This window comes from Segatella hominis, assembly GCF_019249725.2.
In the GTDB taxonomy this organism is placed as follows: Bacteria; Bacteroidota; Bacteroidia; order Bacteroidales; family Bacteroidaceae; genus Prevotella.
This window is the reverse complement of record NZ_CP137559.1, coordinates 947,076-965,901: the sequence shown is the minus strand read 5'-3', so window position 1 is coordinate 965,901 and position 18,826 is coordinate 947,076. Positions and strand designations below refer to the sequence as shown.

General features: G+C 39.1%; 16 protein-coding genes and 1 tRNA gene. 11 read left to right on the top strand and 6 right to left on the bottom strand.

Annotated features, from left to right (window positions below):
* Positions 1 to 867 carry a GYF domain-containing protein gene (locus tag KUA50_RS03815; protein WP_218456249.1) on the top strand — a complete coding sequence of 289 codons (867 nt, stop codon included), beginning with the start codon at positions 1 to 3 and terminating at the stop codon, positions 865 to 867.
* 75 nt (positions 868 to 942) lie between these two features.
* Here the strand turns inward: KUA50_RS03815 and nth are convergent, their stop codons facing one another.
* The 3 genes from nth to KUA50_RS03800 form a co-directional block, all read right to left on the bottom strand.
* Complete coding sequence (nth, locus tag KUA50_RS03810) at positions 943 to 1,590, bottom strand: endonuclease III (protein ID WP_118117434.1); 648 nt, start codon at positions 1,588 to 1,590, stop codon at positions 943 to 945.
* Between the two features lie 7 nt (positions 1,591 to 1,597).
* The gene (locus tag KUA50_RS03805) at positions 1,598 to 2,206 is read right to left on the bottom strand and encodes an OmpH family outer membrane protein (RefSeq protein WP_218456250.1); all 609 of its coding nucleotides are present in this window, start codon (positions 2,204 to 2,206) and stop codon (positions 1,598 to 1,600) included.
* A 146-nt stretch (positions 2,207 to 2,352) separates the two neighbouring features.
* Positions 2,353 to 2,547, bottom strand: coding sequence for a hypothetical protein (locus tag KUA50_RS03800; RefSeq protein WP_022109776.1), 195 nt, complete (start codon positions 2,545 to 2,547; stop codon positions 2,353 to 2,355).
* 173 nt (positions 2,548 to 2,720) lie between these two features.
* Between KUA50_RS03800 and KUA50_RS03795 the strand changes: the two genes are divergently transcribed.
* Positions 2,721 to 4,187, top strand: a complete 1,467-nt coding sequence (locus tag KUA50_RS03795) for an aminoacyl-histidine dipeptidase (protein WP_218456251.1) — start codon at positions 2,721 to 2,723, stop codon at positions 4,185 to 4,187.
* 780 nt (positions 4,188 to 4,967) lie between these two features.
* Here the strand turns inward: KUA50_RS03795 and KUA50_RS03790 are convergent.
* Complete coding sequence (locus KUA50_RS03790) at positions 4,968 to 5,492, bottom strand: sigma-70 family RNA polymerase sigma factor (protein WP_318346068.1); 525 nt, start codon at positions 5,490 to 5,492, stop codon at positions 4,968 to 4,970.
* A 216-nt stretch (positions 5,493 to 5,708) separates the two neighbouring features.
* Between KUA50_RS03790 and htpG the strand changes: the two genes are divergently transcribed.
* From htpG to KUA50_RS03750, 8 genes are all read left to right on the top strand, one after another.
* Positions 5,709 to 7,766, top strand: coding sequence for a molecular chaperone HtpG (htpG, locus tag KUA50_RS03785; RefSeq protein ID WP_218456252.1), 2,058 nt, complete (start codon positions 5,709 to 5,711; stop codon positions 7,764 to 7,766).
* A 490-nt stretch (positions 7,767 to 8,256) separates the two neighbouring features.
* Positions 8,257 to 8,345, top strand: a tRNA-Ser gene (locus tag KUA50_RS03780).
* A gap of 70 nt (positions 8,346 to 8,415) precedes the next feature.
* A complete protein-coding gene (locus KUA50_RS03775; protein ID WP_218456253.1) occupies positions 8,416 to 9,294 on the top strand; it encodes a DUF4468 domain-containing protein in 879 nt (292 codons plus the stop codon).
* 31 nt (positions 9,295 to 9,325) lie between these two features.
* Positions 9,326 to 9,622 carry a mechanosensitive ion channel protein MscS gene (locus KUA50_RS03770; protein WP_256624159.1) on the top strand — a complete coding sequence of 99 codons (297 nt, stop codon included), beginning with the start codon at positions 9,326 to 9,328 and terminating at the stop codon, positions 9,620 to 9,622.
* Positions 9,623 to 9,723: 101 nt separating this feature from the next.
* Positions 9,724 to 12,069, top strand: coding sequence for a putative porin (locus KUA50_RS03765; protein WP_218456254.1), 2,346 nt, complete (start codon positions 9,724 to 9,726; stop codon positions 12,067 to 12,069).
* A gap of 4 nt (positions 12,070 to 12,073) precedes the next feature.
* A complete protein-coding gene (gene menA, locus KUA50_RS03760; protein WP_218456255.1) occupies positions 12,074 to 12,997 on the top strand; it encodes a 1,4-dihydroxy-2-naphthoate octaprenyltransferase in 924 nt (307 codons plus the stop codon).
* Positions 12,998 to 13,005: 8 nt separating this feature from the next.
* Positions 13,006 to 13,644 carry an HD domain-containing protein gene (locus KUA50_RS03755; protein WP_218456256.1) on the top strand — a complete coding sequence of 213 codons (639 nt, stop codon included), beginning with the start codon at positions 13,006 to 13,008 and terminating at the stop codon, positions 13,642 to 13,644.
* A 337-nt stretch (positions 13,645 to 13,981) separates the two neighbouring features.
* Positions 13,982 to 14,431: a hypothetical protein gene (locus KUA50_RS03750; RefSeq protein WP_218456257.1), complete on the top strand. Its 450-nt coding sequence runs from the start codon at positions 13,982 to 13,984 to the stop codon at positions 14,429 to 14,431.
* A 187-nt stretch (positions 14,432 to 14,618) separates the two neighbouring features.
* On the opposite strand, the gene KUA50_RS03745 is transcribed toward KUA50_RS03750, so the two are convergent.
* Positions 14,619 to 16,286, bottom strand: coding sequence for a glycoside hydrolase 43 family protein (locus tag KUA50_RS03745; RefSeq protein WP_218456258.1), 1,668 nt, complete (start codon positions 16,284 to 16,286; stop codon positions 14,619 to 14,621).
* Positions 16,287 to 16,319: 33 nt separating this feature from the next.
* Entirely contained in the window at positions 16,320 to 17,423 is a 1,104-nt protein-coding gene (locus KUA50_RS03740) for a hypothetical protein (protein WP_218456259.1), read from the bottom strand.
* Positions 17,424 to 17,600: 177 nt separating this feature from the next.
* On the opposite strand from KUA50_RS03740, the gene KUA50_RS03735 reads away from it, so the two are divergent.
* Positions 17,601 to 18,791 carry an ATP-binding protein gene (locus KUA50_RS03735; protein ID WP_218456260.1) on the top strand — a complete coding sequence of 397 codons (1,191 nt, stop codon included), beginning with the start codon at positions 17,601 to 17,603 and terminating at the stop codon, positions 18,789 to 18,791.
* Positions 18,792 to 18,826: the final 35 nt, after the last annotated feature.

Below are 18,826 nucleotides of genomic sequence, written 5' to 3'. Positions count from 1 at the left end.
ATGAAATTCTTTGTTATATTAAATAATCAGCAAGAAGGACCATACACGATAGCCCAACTTGCAGAAATGGGTATTTCAGCAGAAACCTTAGTATGGAAAGAAGGTATGAAAGACTGGCAACCAGCCTGGACTGTTTCTGAACTCCGTTACATTTTGAACGAAAAGACAAATGAATATAGGAATGCTTCTTCCACAGGCATGCAACAAGAAACTGCAATTCCGCCAACACCCCCTTCGGCTCCCTATAAAGAGGAAAAGAAACCGCAAAATCATTATTTGCTCAAAATTTTCGGTGGACTTGTCTTGCTTCTCCTCATTATCATGGCTCTGACAAATCCGAATAGAGAATCACATGAAAATGCCATTCGCACAGAAGTAAGTAAAGCCGTGGAAAAAGCAACAACATCTAATGGCAATGATATCTTCTCACAAGGTTTTGGAATGATGGCGAGAATGCTTGCAGGTAATTTTATTGACTCGGCACTTGACAATCTCTTCGAATATCATAACTATCTGATTTTCTCGAAAGGTACTGTGACTATTCAAGACAAAGAACATACGGTCAGTTATGGAATTTTCGGAAAAGTCATTACTATGAATTCTGACGACATGGTAAAAGCATTGGAAGGAAACAACCCAGAAAATACCAGTTCTGACGAGTACAATTCAAGTGAAAACACTACTGATGAAAAAGATTTGGGCGAAAATATCCAGAAGAAGTTGGAAGACAGAGCCAATCAGGCTATGGATAAGGCTGCAGACAAGGTGAGCAAGAAAATCGAGGAAAAGATAAATCAGAAAATAGATCAAGCTACTGATTCTACTACAATAGATAAGATTATCGATAAGATTCTGGAATTAATATAAAAAGATAAAACATCAAAAAAATCCCAAACAGAGATTGAATATCAACCAACTGTTTGGGATTTTTTGCATCCATATTTATAACTTACTGTTTTTCAGCAATTTAGGACAGATATCTGTAAACTGACACTTACCACAATCTGGGTTAGCACTTTTACAAACATACCTACCATGCAGGAGTAGCCAGTGATGAGCATTAGGAATATCTTCCTTTGGAATATGCTTCATCAGGTAATCTTCTACTTTACGAGGAGTATCAGCGGTTTTAGGAACTAAGCCCAAACGGTGACTTACGCGATAAACGTGTGTATCAACAGCCATCGTAGCCTTACCAAACCAAACTGCCCGTATCACATTTGCAGTCTTTCGCCCTACTCCTGGAAGAGTAACCAACTGAGCCATTTCGGAAGGAACCTCTCCATTAAAATCACATACCAGTTTACGTGACATTTCCACCAAATGCTTAGCCTTGGCATTAGGATAACTGACTGATTTAATCAGATCGTAGATATCATCCTCCTCAGCCTGAGCCATTCTGTTTGCATCAGGATAATGGGCAAAAAGAGCAGGTGTAACCATATTGATACGCTTGTCTGTACATTGAGCCGAAAGCAAGGTTGCCACCAAAAGCTGAAATGCACTACCAAACTGCAACTCCGTGGTTACATGTGGCATGGATTGCCGAAAGTAATCCAACACAAATTGATACCGCTCGTCTCTTAACATAATAATATTACTTCTTTGCAGCAGGAGTAGCAGCAGGGAGTGTGCTCTTGTAAGCCTTGTTAAGACCAGAGATTACTTCATTGGTAATATCATAAGCCTTGTCTGCGTACAGCAAGTTGTCACCACTCTTAGAGAAGATAATGCTATATTTCTTATCCTTATTATATCTTGCCAGATAATTAGCGATGCTATCATGAAGAGCCTTATTGTACTTCTCCTGTTCTGAAGCAAACTCGTTGCTCAAACGCTGCTGCAATCCCTGCAAATCATTATTCTGCTTCTGTATAGCAGCCTGTCTTTGCTCAGCAGCCTCACGACTTAAAGCATTCTGCTGAATCTGCTGCTGGAAATTAGCAGCGGCAGCCTGCAAGTTCTGCTGCTTCTGTGCAAGAGTAGCCTGAATGTTCTGACCCTTCTTTTCAAGAATTGCAGCATACTCCTTTGCGAATTTATATTGAGTCATGATAGAATCCACCTCAACATAAGCAATCTTTAACTCAGCCGGAGCCTTACTTTCAGATTTAGCTTCAACCTGTGGCTGTGACTTGTTGCAAGATGTTAGTGACAAAGCGGCCATAGCTGCAAATGCCACTGAACCCAAAATGTTCTTTTTCATTTCTTCTATAATTTTATTATTACTTATTTTCTATTTCTCAAAAATCAAATTAGGAATCGGAATGCATACATGAGTCATCATTTATAATAAACATAAAATAACATATACGTTATCTTCCATTTATCACAATACATCTCAATTATTAATTAATAGGCTTTTCCTGCCTGACGCGCTTCTCTGTCCTGATCAATGACACAATGAATGCCCTGCTTGCGCAAGCCTGGATTATCATGCACATGCTGGGAAGAGAACTTTCCGTTCTTCCTAAAAATCAACTTAACTGATAACAATGCTATACAAATAGCAATTATTAACACACTAAATAGGAATATCTTTACCATTTTTATTAATTTTGCAGTGCTTTAATTAGCACATTTGGTTGCAAAGGTAATATTTTTTGGGGAATATCCCAAATAAAAAGCCAGAAATAGTAAGTAATTATAAATAAAATAACATTCTTTTCTAAAAAAAGTAAGTTATTAATAGTACAACAATAATATAAAAACATATTGATATGGAAAAAAATGAGTTAAAACCATCATGCGTTTTCGAGCAATTCGCAAAAATCAATCAAATACCTCGTCCTTCTAAGCACGAGGAAAAGATGATTGAGTTCCTCAAAGATTTTGGCGAAAGCAGAAATCTTGAAACCAACGTTGACAAAACGGGCAATGTGATCATCAGAAAGCCTGCTTCACCTGGATATGAGAACAGAGAAACCATCATACTCCAGAGTCACATGGATATGGTTTGCGATAAATTGGTAGATGTTGATATCGACTTTACCAAGGATGCTATCCAGACTTATATAGATGGCGAATGGTTAAAAGCTAAGGGTACTACTCTTGGGGCTGACGACGGAATTGGATGCGCTATTGAACTGGCTATCCTTGACAGTAATGAAATCGAACACGGTCCTATAGAATGTGTGTTTACACGTGATGAAGAAACTGGATTAACCGGCGCGCATGGCATGGAAGCCGGTTTTATGACAGGCAAAATGCTCATCAATATGGATTCTGAGGATGAAGGACAGATTTTCGTTTCATGTGCTGGTGGACAGACCATTCACGCAACTTTTGATTTTGAACGCGAACAAGCTCCTGCAGGTTACTTCTTCATCAAATTGAGTCTGAAAGGTTTAAATGGCGGCCACTCAGGTGATGACATCAACAAGAAGCGCGCCAATGCCATCAAACTTCTCGCCCGCTTCCTGTATCTGGAGATGGAAAAGTTTAACGGCGACATCAGATTAGTCAACTTCAATAGTGGTAAGATGCACAATGCCATCCCTCGTGATGGTCAGGTAGTATTAGCTATCAAGAATGAGGTAAAAGAACAGGTTCGTATAGACTGGAACATCTTTGCATCAGAAGTTGAAGAAGAATTCCATGTTACAGAAAAGGATATGGTCTTCAATATGGAATCTGCAGAATCATCTCCTGTCATCGAAAAAACAATAGTAGAAAAGTTCATCATGGCTTTACAAGCAGTAGATAACGGCCCGTTGACAACCTGCCAGGATGAAGCTATTGCATGGATGGTAGAAACTTCCAGCAATGTTGCCAGTGTGATAACTACAGACAACTCTATTGACATCGTAGCTTCACAACGCAGTAATGTGATGAGCAATCTGGAAAACATGACCAATACAGTGAAAGCTGCCTTCCAGCTGGCTGGAGCTAAAATTACTGTAGGCGACAAATATCCAGCATGGAAAATGCGTACAGATAGCAAACTAACGGAAATCACCGTCAAGAGTTACGAAAAACTTTTCGGAAAGAAACCATTAGTCAAGGGTATTCATGCAGGTCTGGAATGCGGCCTCTTCTCAGAAAAATATCCTGATTTGGACATGGTTAGCTTTGGTCCTACTCTCCGAGAAGTACACACTCCACAGGAAGCACTCTATATCCCAACTGTGCAGATGGTATGGGATCATCTTCTGGACATACTCCGCAATGCACCACGCAAAGGATAAAAGTTAAGTAACAGGCAAGATTAGTACGGGCTGATAGCCTAATAGCACATAGTCCCACAGATTCCAGATATACACAGATTTGGTCTTTCCGCCATAAAAATCTATGTAAATATTTAAAGTCTGTGGGACATTTTTAGTTTACATGATGCGGCTTATGACGCACCTACTTTTCTTTTATCCAGAATCATAAAATATACTAAATTCAGCAAAAATAGAAAAAAAGACGCATAAATATTCCAAAAGAAAAACAATACTGTTAAAAACGTAAAAAAAATGCGGTAAATACTTGATAATCTGAAAAATAATGATTAACTTTGCAATGTCTTAAAGATAACATGCTTGTTTTCTTAAGACAAAGTATAAGTACAAAGATAAACATTTATTAAATCACAAAACCTAAAGAAAATGAAAACAGAAAATGCTAAGAACTATGGTGAATACGTAGAAATCGCATCACCTATTCAAGAAACAGCGTTTATGCCCCAAAACGTAATGGGCGGAGAAATTTGGTATAACTAACTTATGATTAGCTAAACAAAGAAATTTACGTTGTCTCAATACTTTTGTGGCAACAGCTACAAAAAGATAGGAGAAGTTATCATTTATAAGATGATAATTTCTCCTATTTTTATATAAAACAACAATTATTTAAATACAACTTCACAATCTTACTTTTATACATCTGCCCTTCTTGTCCTTTTCGGCCATCTCGTCCTTCTTGCCCTTCTTGAGAAAAATACCAATCTATAAGAACCATTCTAAAAAACTATAAATCCCCAATTAAGCCAACATACGTTTCATATATTTCCTAACCTCTTTACGAGCAGCACAAAGACGATTTTCTACCTTCTTATATTTAACATCCAACTTGATTGCAATCTCACTAATCTGCATTCCATCGCATACATTCATTCTGTAAATCTTACGTTGATTTTCACTTAAGCGAGCAATTCCACGTTCAAGCAATTCGTTAATTTGCTGGACCGAATAGATTGATTCACCCATATTCGTGCAAATTCGAGAAGCATGAGAGTTCACGAAAAAATGTTCATAATCATATACACATTGACGATGGCGCCAATAATCACAAATCAAATTTCTGGCAATCGTATATACCAAACAAGGCAAAGTGACAGAAGATATCATTTTGTCCATTTGCAAGAGGCGCAGAAAGATATTCTGAACGACATCTTCAGAATCATCTGCATATTGTAATCGGGAAGAAACGAAAGCCTTCACTTCTTCATAGTGCTGAGAATAATAGTCAGCGATCAAATCGGATTTAGATTGTAATTGTTGCATCATGATTGTGTTGTTTCAAAAGTTTATCATTAAATTTCTTGCAAAGGTAATAAAAAAAACAAAGCAACCAAATTTTATAAGAAATAATTTGAGCCAAAAAGTCATAAATGAAACATTTCAGATACAATAAGAAACATTTTATCGCTCTTTGGCACGCCTTTTGTAAGTGGCAAACACAAAAACATATGAATAGTAAATTTTAAATTAAAACATATAATTATGGCACAAAAAGGTAATATTGGAGTAACGACAGAAAATATTTTTCCTGTCATCAAGAAGTTTCTTTATTCAGACCATGACATCTTTCTCCGTGAGATGGTGTCAAATGCAGTAGATGCCACACAAAAGTTGAAAACACTTGCTGCTCAAGGTGATTTCAAGGGAGAAATTGGAGACACTATAGTAAGAGTTTCTCTTGACGAGAATGCTGGTACATTGACCTTCAGCGATCATGGTATCGGAATGACTGAAGAGGAAATAGATAAATACATCAACCAAATAGCTTTTTCAGGTGTTACTGATTTCCTTGATAAATATAAGGAGAATGCCAATGCTATCATTGGTCACTTCGGACTCGGCTTCTATTCTTCTTTCATGGTTTCCAACAAGGTGGAAATCATTACCAAGAGCTACAAAGAAGGCTCTAAAGCCGTAAAATGGAGCTGCGATGGTTCTCCTGCATTCGAAATTGAAGATGCAGAAAAGAGCGAGAGAGGTACGGATATTATCCTCCACATAGCAGATGACTGCAAGGAATTCCTTCAGAAAAACAAGATTCAGGAATTGCTGAACAAGTACTGCAAGTTCATGGCCGTACCTGTGGCATTCGGAAAGAAAACTGAATGGAAGGATGGAAAAAATGTCGAAACAGAGGAAGATAACATTATTAATAATGTAGAGCCTTTATGGACTAAGACTCCAAGTACATTGAAAGACGAGGACTACAAGAATTTCTATCGTACCCTCTACCCTATGTCTGACGAGCCTCTGTTCTGGATTCACCTGAATGTAGATTTCCCATTCAACCTGACAGGTATTCTCTACTTCCCACGTATCAAGAACAGTATCGACATGCAACGCAATAAGATACAGTTGTATTGCAACCAAGTCTTTGTTACTGACCAAGTTGAGGGTATCGTACCGGAGTTCCTCACCTTGCTTCATGGTGTCATCGATTCACCAGACATTCCATTGAACGTAAGCCGCAGTTACTTACAGAGCGACAGCAACGTCAAGAAGATTTCTACCTACATTACAAAGAAAGTAGCAGATCGTCTGAATTCTATATTCAAGGAAAACCGCAAGGAATACGAAGAGAAATGGGATGACCTCAAGATATTCATCAACTACGGTATGTTGTCTAAGGAAGATTTCTATGATAGAGCTAAAGACTTCGCCTTGTTTAAGGACGTAGATGGTAAGTACTTTACATTTGACGAATATAAGACCGTCATCAAGGACAACCAGACTGACAAGGAAGGCAACCTGATTTATCTCTATGCCAACAACAAAGAGGAGCAGTACTCATATATCGAGGCTGCAAAGGACAAGGGATATTCTGTGCTCTTGATGAATGGACAGTTGGATACCCCAATGGTGAACATGCTTGAACAAAAGTTTGAAAAATCTCGTTTTGTTCGCGTTGATTCTGATACAATTGAGCGCCTTATCGTGAAAGAAGATGCCAAAAAGACAGACCTCAATCATGAGCAGACCGACAATCTGACACAAGTATTCCGTTCACAACTTCCTAAGATAGAAAAAACGGAATTCACCGTTGAAGTGCAAGCTTTGGGTGAGAACAGCAAACCGGTAGTCATCACACAAAACGAGTGGATGCGCAGAATGAAGACCATGAGTCAGTTCCAGCAAGGTATGAACTTCTATGGTGAGATGCCTGACAGCTACACCATCATCTTGAACTCAGACCATACTCTGATAAAGAATGTTTTGGCTGATTCAGAAAGCAATACTGCAGAAGCACTCAAGCCTATCTTGGCAGAGATCAAGGGTCAGGAGGCTCGATTGGCAGTTCTTCATCAGGAACAGACCAAGAAGAAACCAGAGGAGATTACCCAGCAGGAAAAGGATGATGTTCATCAAACCGAAAAGACTATCAGCGATGAAAAAGGTAAGCGTGATGAAATCATAGGCAATTACGCCAAGGACAACAATATCGTTCACCAACTGATTGACCTTGCTTTGCTGCAAAACGGTATGCTTAAGGGCGCAGGCCTCGAAGCATTCTTGAAGCGCAGCGTTGATATGATCAAATAATAGATTTATTCTACCGAATATAATAATTCCCCGCCCGGAAAGACAATCAAATGCTTTCCAGGAGGGGATTTTTATGTTTACAAATCAGAATCATAGATTACAAATTCAAGAAATAAAGGGAAACAGCAACAATAAATAAGTCATTTAGCACCAGTAAACAAGTCATTTAGCACCAGTAAACAAGTCACTTAGCACCAGTAAACAAGTCACTTAGCACCAGAAAACAAGTCAGTTCGCATCAGAAAACAAGTCAGTTCGCATCAGAAAACAAGTCAAATAGCAACAGTATCTCCGAAAAATACCACCCCTTCATCTTTTACAATATGATCCAAAACACCAATTGAACTTGTCCATTGAATGAACAACAAAGAAACTGAGGTTAATATTGTTAAAAAATACGTCATAAATTTTGCTATAACATCAAAAAACACTATCTTTGCAATGTTTAAAGGTAAGTATGAATATATATCATGCTAAATTACCAGAGAATGGAAGATTGGCAGAGTGACCGAATGCGCTGGACTCGAAATCCGGTATACCCCTTACGGGGTATCGGGGGTTTGAATCCCTCATCTTCCGCACATATCATTTATAACCATTCTGTTTTCGCCATTCACCGAGCGGAAAAGATTCTAAAAACAAAATAATCATGAAGAAAGTATTTTTCACAATATTCATGTTTCTCCCTTTAATGATGTCAGCACAGACTGTTTTGACACCAGAACAAAAGTTGGAACAAGCTCAAAAACAATTGGAAGAAGCCAAGAAAGCTGTAGAAGAAGCAAAGGCTGCCGCAGAAAAAGCGAAAGGTACAGATAAAGAACTGGAACCATCCATTGCAAACGAGCCAGCATCTACTACGATTAATGGTAAAACTATCGTAGTCAAAAATCAGCAAAAGAATACAGAAAGCACCAATGCTCCTTCAGAGACAAACCAAGGTTGGATTGTCCCTAAAGTAGAAAAGCGCACTGAAGTTGCCAAGAAAACGGTTACTAAAAATGGTGTTACACTGAAAGATGACCCGAAGTATTTGGAGGGCGCAATACCAACTGATGAAAATGGCAAAATCGAATTTACCATGCAAACAGATGCTAACGGGAAATCTGCGAAACAGATTTATGATCTTGTGTACAATTACTTCAGCAATTTAACACAAGACAAAAATAATATAGCAAGCAGAGTTGCACTTGTCAATCCAAAAGAGAATATCATAGCAAATACTATGGATGAATGGCTTGTTTTCAGCCAGTCATTCCTTTCACTTGACCGAACAGAATTCAGATATCTGTTGGTTGCTCAAATTGCAGATAACTCTTTGACCGTTACATTGTCAAAAATCATCTATAATTATGAAGAAGGACGCTCTACTGGTTTTAAGGAGCCAGCAGAAAAAGTAATTTCTGATCGCTATGCACTCAATAAGAAAAAGAATGGCTTAGCACGCATCTTTGGCAAATTCCGCAAGGGAACTATTGATCGTAAGGATCAGATTTTCAGCGACATAAAAGCATTAGTTAAAAATTAACTTTCAAGTTGTTTAATACAATTCTTTCAAAATGCAAGAAGATAACAAGATACAGGATACAGTAAATACTGAATCCAACGAGAATAACGAAACAAAGACATCTTATGCCGTCAGACCCCAACATCGCCAGCGACGACTCATTGACTATGATGGCAGAGACAAGATGCTGAAAGTTCGAAACAAGCTTAATATTGCATTCATGCTTTTGGCTGTCATCGGACTCATTCTTTGGACTCAAACAGAATATCAAACTGCAAGTACCATTGTACTGATTATAGGAGTTGTTCTTAAAATTATTGAAGTCTGTCTCAGACTATTTAAGAAATAACATTTAAGATTTTAAGAAATGATATTAGGTTTTGTCTGTTCAAAAATCATGAGAAAACCATATATATAGGAATAAGAAAGTAGTAAATGAATACCTACATAATGAATAAAATATTCACTACAATGCTATTTTGTGCTGCAACTACCTCGGTTGCAGCACAAACTGATTTTAATTCAATCAATGAAGATGGAGATTTCCGCCCAGCTTCCGAAAGAAGAATAAGTACAGATTCACTCGGCTCTAATCAGGAAATTCCTAAAGGAATTAAGGTTTGGACGGTAGATGAAAGATTCGGCGACCAGCAAGATGCTGTTGTAGATACACTTCAGCATATGTACATGAATACGACTTTCACAGAAGGACTTCGCGGAGAATACAACACCTTAGGTAACATGGGCTCTCCGAGAATAGGACGTATTTTCATTGATCGCAGAAATACTCAGGGCCAATTCCTTTTCACAGAACCTTATTCATATTTCAACACGCCCGTCAGTGATTTTCATTTCACCAACACATACTCACCAATAACCAACATCACACTCAATTCATGTGGTGACCGCACGAATGGTGAGGACGATTTCCATGCCATCTTTGCAGTCAATGCCAATAAGCGATTGGGAGCAGGATTCAAATTCGACTACAAATACGGACGTGGTTACTATAACGCACAAAGTACCAGTCATTTCAAATATACCATGTGGGCTTCCTATATTGGTGACCAATATCAGGCACATTTACTTCTTAGTACTCTCCACCAGAAGGTGACAGAGAATGGAGGTATTACAGATGATGACTATATCAAGCACCCGGAAATTTTCGAAGAAACATTTTCAGAAAATGAGATTCCAACTGTTTTAGAGAAGAACTGGAACAGAAACGATAATCAGCATATCTTCTTATCTCATCGCTATAGCTTAGGTTTCAAACGCAAAGTAAAAATGACAGAAGAAGAAATCAAGGCCAAGAAATTCGCTATGGAGTCTGCAAAAGATAATGCTGAAAGCGAAGCTAAAGAAGAAGCCATAAAAAAGGCGAAAGAAACCGGAAAGAAATTTAACGAGAAGGAATTTGATAAAGCTCAACAAGCCAAATATTCCGGAAGACCAGAAGGCGCTAAAATTGCAGGCAACGAACCTGCAGTGGAAGCTAATGCAGGCTCTTTGAAAACAGATACAACCAGAATAGCAGTCAACGGTAAAGCTGCTGCTGATAGCTTATTGGCCATCCAAAAGAAGGCCAAGGAAGACTCATTGTTCTATAAAACTGAGTACGTACCAGTCACAAGTTTTATCCATACGCTCAAATTTGACAATTACAAGCGTATATACACTGCTTATCAGACCCCAGCGAACTTTTACTTAAACGAATACTACAACGTGGGTAAGTTGACAGGAGACTCTATATACGACAAGACCCGCCATTGGGAAATGAAGAATACCTTTGCATTAGCCACTTTAGAGGGCTTCAGCAAATGGGCCAAAGCTGGCATCAAAGCTTTTGCAAGTTACGACATGCGCCACTTCGACTTGCCTACAATGGAGGGCGGTATAGAAAAATATAACGAACATACACTTAGTGTTGGTGGTCAACTCAGTAAAAAACAAGGAAAGCTATTACATTATAATGCCATTGCGGAAATAGGTATCGCAGGCGAAGATGCGGGTACTTTGGCTGTAGATGGAAATCTGGATGTAAATATCCCTTTCCTTGGAGATACGCTTTCAATTATAGGAGATGCTTTCTTCCATCGCGAAAATCCATCTTTTTACTATAGAAAATATCATTCTCGACACCTCTGGTGGGAAAACGATCTCGACAAGATCATTCATACCCGCATCATGGGAACATTAAGGTTCAACAAGACTCGCACTTCGTTACGTGTTGCCGTTGATGAAATCAAGAATTATACTTATTTGAGTCAGAGTTACAGCATTACCGATGAAGGTTTGAGAACTGGCGTTACAGTAACTCCTATGCAGAGTTCCAGTCCTATCAATTTACTTACTGCACAATTAAAACAGGACTTTAAGTTGGGCATACTGAATTGGGAAAATGTAATTACATACCAGCATTCAAGCAAGGAAGAAGTTGTACCGGTACCAGACTTGGATATCTACACCAATTTATATATCAAATTCTCTATCGCAAAAGTTTTGCATATAGACTTAGGTGCAGATGCCCGATATTTCACGAGCTACACTGCACCCGACTATTCTCCATATATGGGACAATATGTAGTCCAGGGAAATGGTGACAAGAACGTAAAGGTAGGCAATTATCCGATAGTCAATGTCTATGCCAATGCATTCATCAAGCATACCCGCTTCTTTGTCATGATGAGTCACATCAACGCCGGACAGGGAGACAGAAATTATTTCTTGACACCTCACTACCCTATCAATGGAAGGGTATTCAGATTTGGAGTAAGTTGGAATTTCTTTAACTAATAAAATGGTAAAAACGAATTCTGTAAAAGCGTGGCTTTTAGCAACACGCCCCAAGACGCTTTCAGCGGCTGCAGTTCCTGTCATGATAGGAACTGCATTCGCGTGGCGAAATACAAGCGAACAATTCAATTGGATTCCTGCAATCTTATGTTTGCTATTTGCATGGATCATGCAGATAGATTCAAACCTTGTCAACGACTATTTTGATTTTAAAAAAGGTAATGATGACGAGACGAGATTAGGTCCTAAAAGAGCATGTTCGGAAGGATGGATAACATCCGACGCTATGGTGTGGGGAATCCTCATTACAACCCTTTTGGGATGTATGACAGGAATACCACTTATATTATACGGAGGACTGGAAATGGTGATGGTGGGAATAGCATGTGTCGTATTTTGCTTTCTCTACACCACATTATTCAGCTACCACGGATTGGGTGATATTTTAGTACTTCTGTTTTTCGGTATCATTCCTGTATGCTGTACGTACTACGTCTGCATGCCTCTCCACCAACAAATTCCAACAGGTGAAGTGATCGCATCATCCATAGCCTGCGGCTTAGCAATAGACGCACTATTGATAGTCAACAATTACAGAGATATTGACAATGACAGGAGCAACGGCAAGATAACCCTTGCAGTACGTTTGGGAGAAAGCAAGACAAGAAGACTATACGAATCAATAGGATACATCGCTGCAGGTATCATGATCATCCGCGTATTCTTCGATTCATATCAAACCGACAAGTTAATTCCGACGTATGCTCTATACCTTATATATATCATATTACACCGGCAATCCTATCAAGAGATGAAAAGAATCAACAAGGGAGCAAAATTAAATCAGGTACTCGGCTTGACAGCCCGCAACATTTTAGTTTTTGGCCTTCTATCAGTTGCAGCCATACTTTCTGTGATATTTATATAACAAAGCTTATGAAACAACAGGTAAATCTTGAAATAATGGAATTCATCGAGCTACAGATTCTTCCACGTTACAATGCATTCGGAACGAGTCATGGCTTACGCCACGTGAATAGAGTGATCAAAAACTCCATCAAGTTGGCAGAAGTGACAGGTGCAGACATAAACATGGTATATGTGATAGCAGCATATCATGATTTAGGAATGGAAGGACCAAGAGCCATACACCATATCACAAGTGGTAAGATACTCCAGAGTGATCAAAGATTGAAGCGTTGGTTCAAGCCAGAGCAAATCAAAATCATGAAAGAAGCTGTAGAAGATCATCGAGCATCTTCCAGCAGACAGCCCCGAAGTATTTATGGGAAAATCGTAGCAGAAGCAGACAGAGATATTGAAGCTCATGAAATTTTCCTGCGAGCTATCCAATATGGAATAGAAAATTACGCAGAGAAAGATAAAGAAAACCAATGGCTCAGATTCTCTCAGCACATGGAAGAAAAATACTCCAACAATGGGTATATCAAACTCTGGATACCAAACTCACCCAATGAAAAAGCATTAAAGGAACTGAGGGGTATTATAGAAAACAAAGAAGAATTAAGAAGAACATTTGAAAGCATCTGGAAAGAAATTGAAGAATGCAAATAAAAAAATGAGAAAATATTTGGTTATTTCATAAGAAAGCATTACCTTTGCAAATGTAAAACATGACAAATGAATAAAAATATTTGGGGTCGTATCGGTTCGATCGGGTTACTCTTCATATTAAATCGTGAAACCGAGAAGACTTCTCTTGTTGATGGCGGGCCATATAAATCGCATTTGCGACTAAGCTGTAAAGCCAGTGGATTACAAAGACGGAGAGCTCTCAAACTTGTGAAAGTTCAGAGTTTCATCACATCATCGAGCGACCCCTCTCTTTTTATAAGTACATAAAAGTACAAACATCAATATCATGCCAGACAGTAACGCTAACAGAAACGACATGGAAATAACAGAACAAACACTTCAGCAAGTTGAGCGATTCATCAAGAAGATAGCTCAAAAGTTTCCACCTCAAGAACTCGATGAAACTTCTGTTCTTACAGATATTCATGTACGATGTTCTCAGGATAGTGGAGAATTGTTGGCATACAATGACGACGAGCAGGAGATTACTCGCTGCGTTGTTGAACAATGGATAGACAACAAGGACGAAAATTTCTATGAGGAAGTTGCCAAGTGTTTGAGAGATATTCTGAGAAAGAACACAGCTATCGTTGATAACTTGGGAATTCTCAAGCCATACAGTTTTGTTCTCGAAGATGATGACAAAGAAAATCTTGGAGAACTCTATCTGGCAGATGATGACACGATTATTGTGGGTGGTGACCTGATGGAAGATTTAGACCATGATCTGGATACATTCCTCGATGATCTACTCAAAGAAGTATAATTGTGCTTTTAGTAAGAAAAGTAAATAATAAATTTTTTATAAATTAAATAAGTACATACTTATAAGAACTAAAATTGATTTAGCGAAATCAAGCAAAAGGATGAGTAACTGAGAAGTCACTCATCCTTTATTTTTTCTGAATACTCTTAATATATTGAATTCAAAATGCTCTACGAATATTAGTAGCTTATTTGGTAATTCTAAACCAATCTACATCTATCCAGCCACGATTGGTCTTACCTGCTGGTTCTTTAGCAACCATACCGACCTTGGCTCCAATCCATTTTCCTTCACGCATTGTAAATTCGTCACCTACCTTCTTAAAGGACTTTCCGTCTTTGCTAAAGTAGAAATTAACCTTTCCCTGCTTAACAACCATTCGGAGATAAGAAGAATGATGCAAGGCAGGCTGATAATCAATTTTATCAGCGGAAGTCGGCGCAAAAGTGGCAAGCACCTTCACATCTTCAGTTCCCTTCTTGTCAGCCTTATGACAGGTAATCTGCTGCAACTGGAATTCATCCCCTACTCTTTTGACAACCAAAGCAGAATAGTCCAATCCCATCATGATAATACCACCCATCTGATTCTGATCTTTAGCTGTCAGTTGTAATTTTGCAGTAGCCGTAAAATTATCAGCAGGAGTTTTTTGGAGCAAGAGGTTGGGAGTATGCCAAATGGTTTCATCACTCTTATGGGTATAAATACGATATACACCCCAGGAAGTAGGCATACCAAACTGCTGTTGGTAATTAGCGTGCCACTGCCATTGCAAACCAAGTTTTGGAGTATTAAACTCATCACTCTCAACAGGATTCACATTCACATGAGTACTTGCTTTAGGCATCTTATAAGTCTCATACGGTTCCCCACAATAACCTTTTGCCGGAACCTTGCCCATCACTGGCCAATTATCCTTCCAGGTAACAGGTTGGAGATGGACGACACGTCCATAAGCTTCCTTATCCTGGAAATGAATAAACCAATCCTCTCCATATTTGGTATGAACCCATCCACCCTGATGAGGGCCGTTAATCTGACTCTTTCCCTGTGCCAGAACCTTCTTAGATTCATAAGGACCGAAAGGTGATTTAGAGCGCATAGCCACCTGGAAACCTGTAGGTACGCCACCAGCAGGGAACATAACCCAATACCAGCCGTTTCTCTTATAGAATTTAGGTCCCTCGCAAGTACGGTTCTCCGTTCCATTTCCATCAAAAACGATGACAGGATCACTGATAGCCTTGGTACCATCAGCATTCAATTCTCTAACAGTAATGACAGAGGCAAAACGATTGCGGGAATTAGCCCAACCATTAACGAGATAAACTCTACCATCTTCGTCCCAAAGAGGAGACGTATCAATCATTCCCTTACCAGGAATCACGCATACAGGATCGTCCCATTTTCCGGCAGGATCCTTCGTCTTGACCATAAATACGCCATAGTCAGGATCGCCCCAATAAATATAGAACTCACCATTATGATAACTGATACATGGAGCCCATACACCATTACCATGAGAAGGCTGATCAAACTCACTCTCTGGTTGAAGTTTCGTAACAGCATGACCGATGATTTCCCAATTCACCAAGTCTTTACTATGCAAGATTGGTAAGCCTGGGATACAGTTGAAACTGCTGGCAGTCATATAATAATCATCACCAACGCAAACCACATCCGGATCAGAATAATCCGCATTGATGACAGGATTTTTATACATGCCATTACCTAAGTCTGGATTCCAGACCTGAGAAACATAAGGGGAAGTCGAATGAGCCTTTTGAGCAAAAACAGTCGAACTACCACCTACCAAAGTTGAAGCTATCAGCAGATAGATTAATTTTGTTTTCATGTCTTAAGTTGTTTGTATAATATAATAGTACTTTTAATGATAAGGAGCAGATTCAGAAGGCAAGCCTGGTAAAACCCGCAGGCGATGTTTGTTACCATCAAAACCAACCTGCATAATATGTCCGGCCGTTTTTTCGGATGCTCCCAAGGACAATGCCACATGTCCCATCGTACGACGAAGATTCAATTCCACACATGGATTGATCTGCAATCTTCGTTCATCATCCGCATAAATCATCATATCCACCCCAAAAGGTCCGCTATAGATAGATTTCAGAACCGGCTGGAGAATCTCAATGATATGCTGACGTATTTGAGCCAATTTATCTAAGGAAACATAAGAAGCAAGAATTTCCTCTTTCTCCTCTTCAGAAGCAAGGATATTACCCGCATAAGCCCCCTTGATGGTCTGAAACAGAGATAATCCGCAATATTTCACCACTCCATCAACTATTTCAAATTCCATACCAAAATCTTTCACCTTATTATAATAAGGCTCCACAGTAACACCCCCTTGATGGCGAATCACGTTAGCAGCCCATTTCTCCATATCATCCAGATTGTCGAGTCTGGTGATGCCTGAATTTTGAGCAGTAGCAGAGAAAGAACTGTTCACATATCTGAGTCCACGACCACTTGAACTCCAAGGAGATTTAATAATCGCCTGTCCTTTTCTTGAAACCACATCTTTCAGCATTGCCACATCAGCAACAAAATCCACATGACTCTGGAGATTCTTGGCAGCCCATTCTCTACTACTTATGCATCTGATTTTATTCAGATTTTCAGAAGTAGGCAACATGATATCTGGGCACCCCAAATGTTTCAATTGAGAAACTAAGGCCTTGTCCCATCCCCAAGGATGAATACTGTCTATCTCCATCGTATCCCTGAAAACACCTTCCAGCTGTCTTGGCGTGATAAATTCCACCTTATTATATATATAGCCGAGATGTCTTACCTTATCATAAGCATCATCAATGGAATCCACCATAACGAAATCTCCTTCATCCGCCCAAAGAGCAGGAATGAAAGCTAAATCATTACGAAGTTGTCTCCCAGCATGAGGAGCCGTATAATTCGGTTGATTGACTGCAAGCGCCAAATCATGTTCAGGATTAAATATATGTAATTTCATACTGCAAAGTTAATAAAAAGCACTCTAAAATGAGAAAAAAAAAGCCCAAAAATGGGATTTTAACTTAGAATAGTGCTAAATAATGAAAAAAAAGTTAGTTTTTGCTATCTAGAGTTTGCAAATTAGAAAATATTGATTACCTTTGCATCTATAAACAACACGAACAAACAGAAACTCATGGAAGAAGCTTTCTTCAGAACACATACATACCTGGTAGAGCATATCAATGCGCCAGTACGTCGGTCTCTCATGGATGAGATTGACTGGAACGACCGCATGATAGGTATCAAGGGCACAAGAGGCGTTGGTAAGACAACATTTCTACTTCAATATGCTAAAGAACATTTTGGAGCGAAAGACCGCAAGTGTCTCTTTGTGAACATGAACAACTTCTATTTCCAGGGTAGAGGTATAGCAGATTTTGCTGGAGACTTTGTTCGCCAAGGTGGAAGAACATTACTCATTGACCAGGTATTTAAACAGCCTAACTGGAGCAAGGAGTTAAGAAAATGCTACGACTTGTATCCAGAGCTGAAAATCATATTTACCGGGTCAAGCGTGATGCGACTCAAGGAAGAGAATCCTGAGCTCAACGGAATAGTTAAAAGCTACAACCTCAGAGGTTTCTCATTCAGAGAGTTTCTCAACCTGCAGACGGGCAATAACTTTCCTGCATTTTCTCTCGATGAAATATTACGTAATCACGAGCACCTAGTAAAACAAATCTTACCGAAAGTAAGTCCGATGAAGTATTTCAAGGACTACTTGCATCATGGATTCTATCCATTCTTCTTGGAGCAACGCAACTTCACGGAGAACTTGCTCAAGACTATGAATATGATGACGGAGGTTGACATTTTGCTCATCAAACAAATAGAACTTAAATATCTAAACAAAATCAAAAGATTGTTCTATCAACTGGCAGTAGAAGGTGCAAAAGCTCCAAACGTCAGTCAACTGGCAGATAGCATTGAGACAAGCCGTGCAACGGTGATGAACTATATCAAGTATCTGGCAGATGCAAGACTCATCAACATGATTTATCCTGATGGTCAATTCTTCCCAAAGAAACCATCCAAGGTCATGCTTCACAATACCAACCTGATGTATGCCATCTTCCCGCTGCAAATAGACGAGCAGGAAATCATGGAGACATTCTTCGTCAATTCCATGTGGAAAGATCACAAAGTACACCAAGGCGGAAAAGACCATTTCTATATGGTAGATGGAACGACCAAGTTCCGTATCTGTGATGCTCATGCCACCAACAAAGTGAGATTTAATCCAGACACCATCTATGCCCGCTATAATACGGAAGTTGGTAAGGACAATAAGATTCCACTGTGGTTATTGGGATTCCTGTACTAAGGTAAATACAACAAAGACTATAAAACGCATCGGTT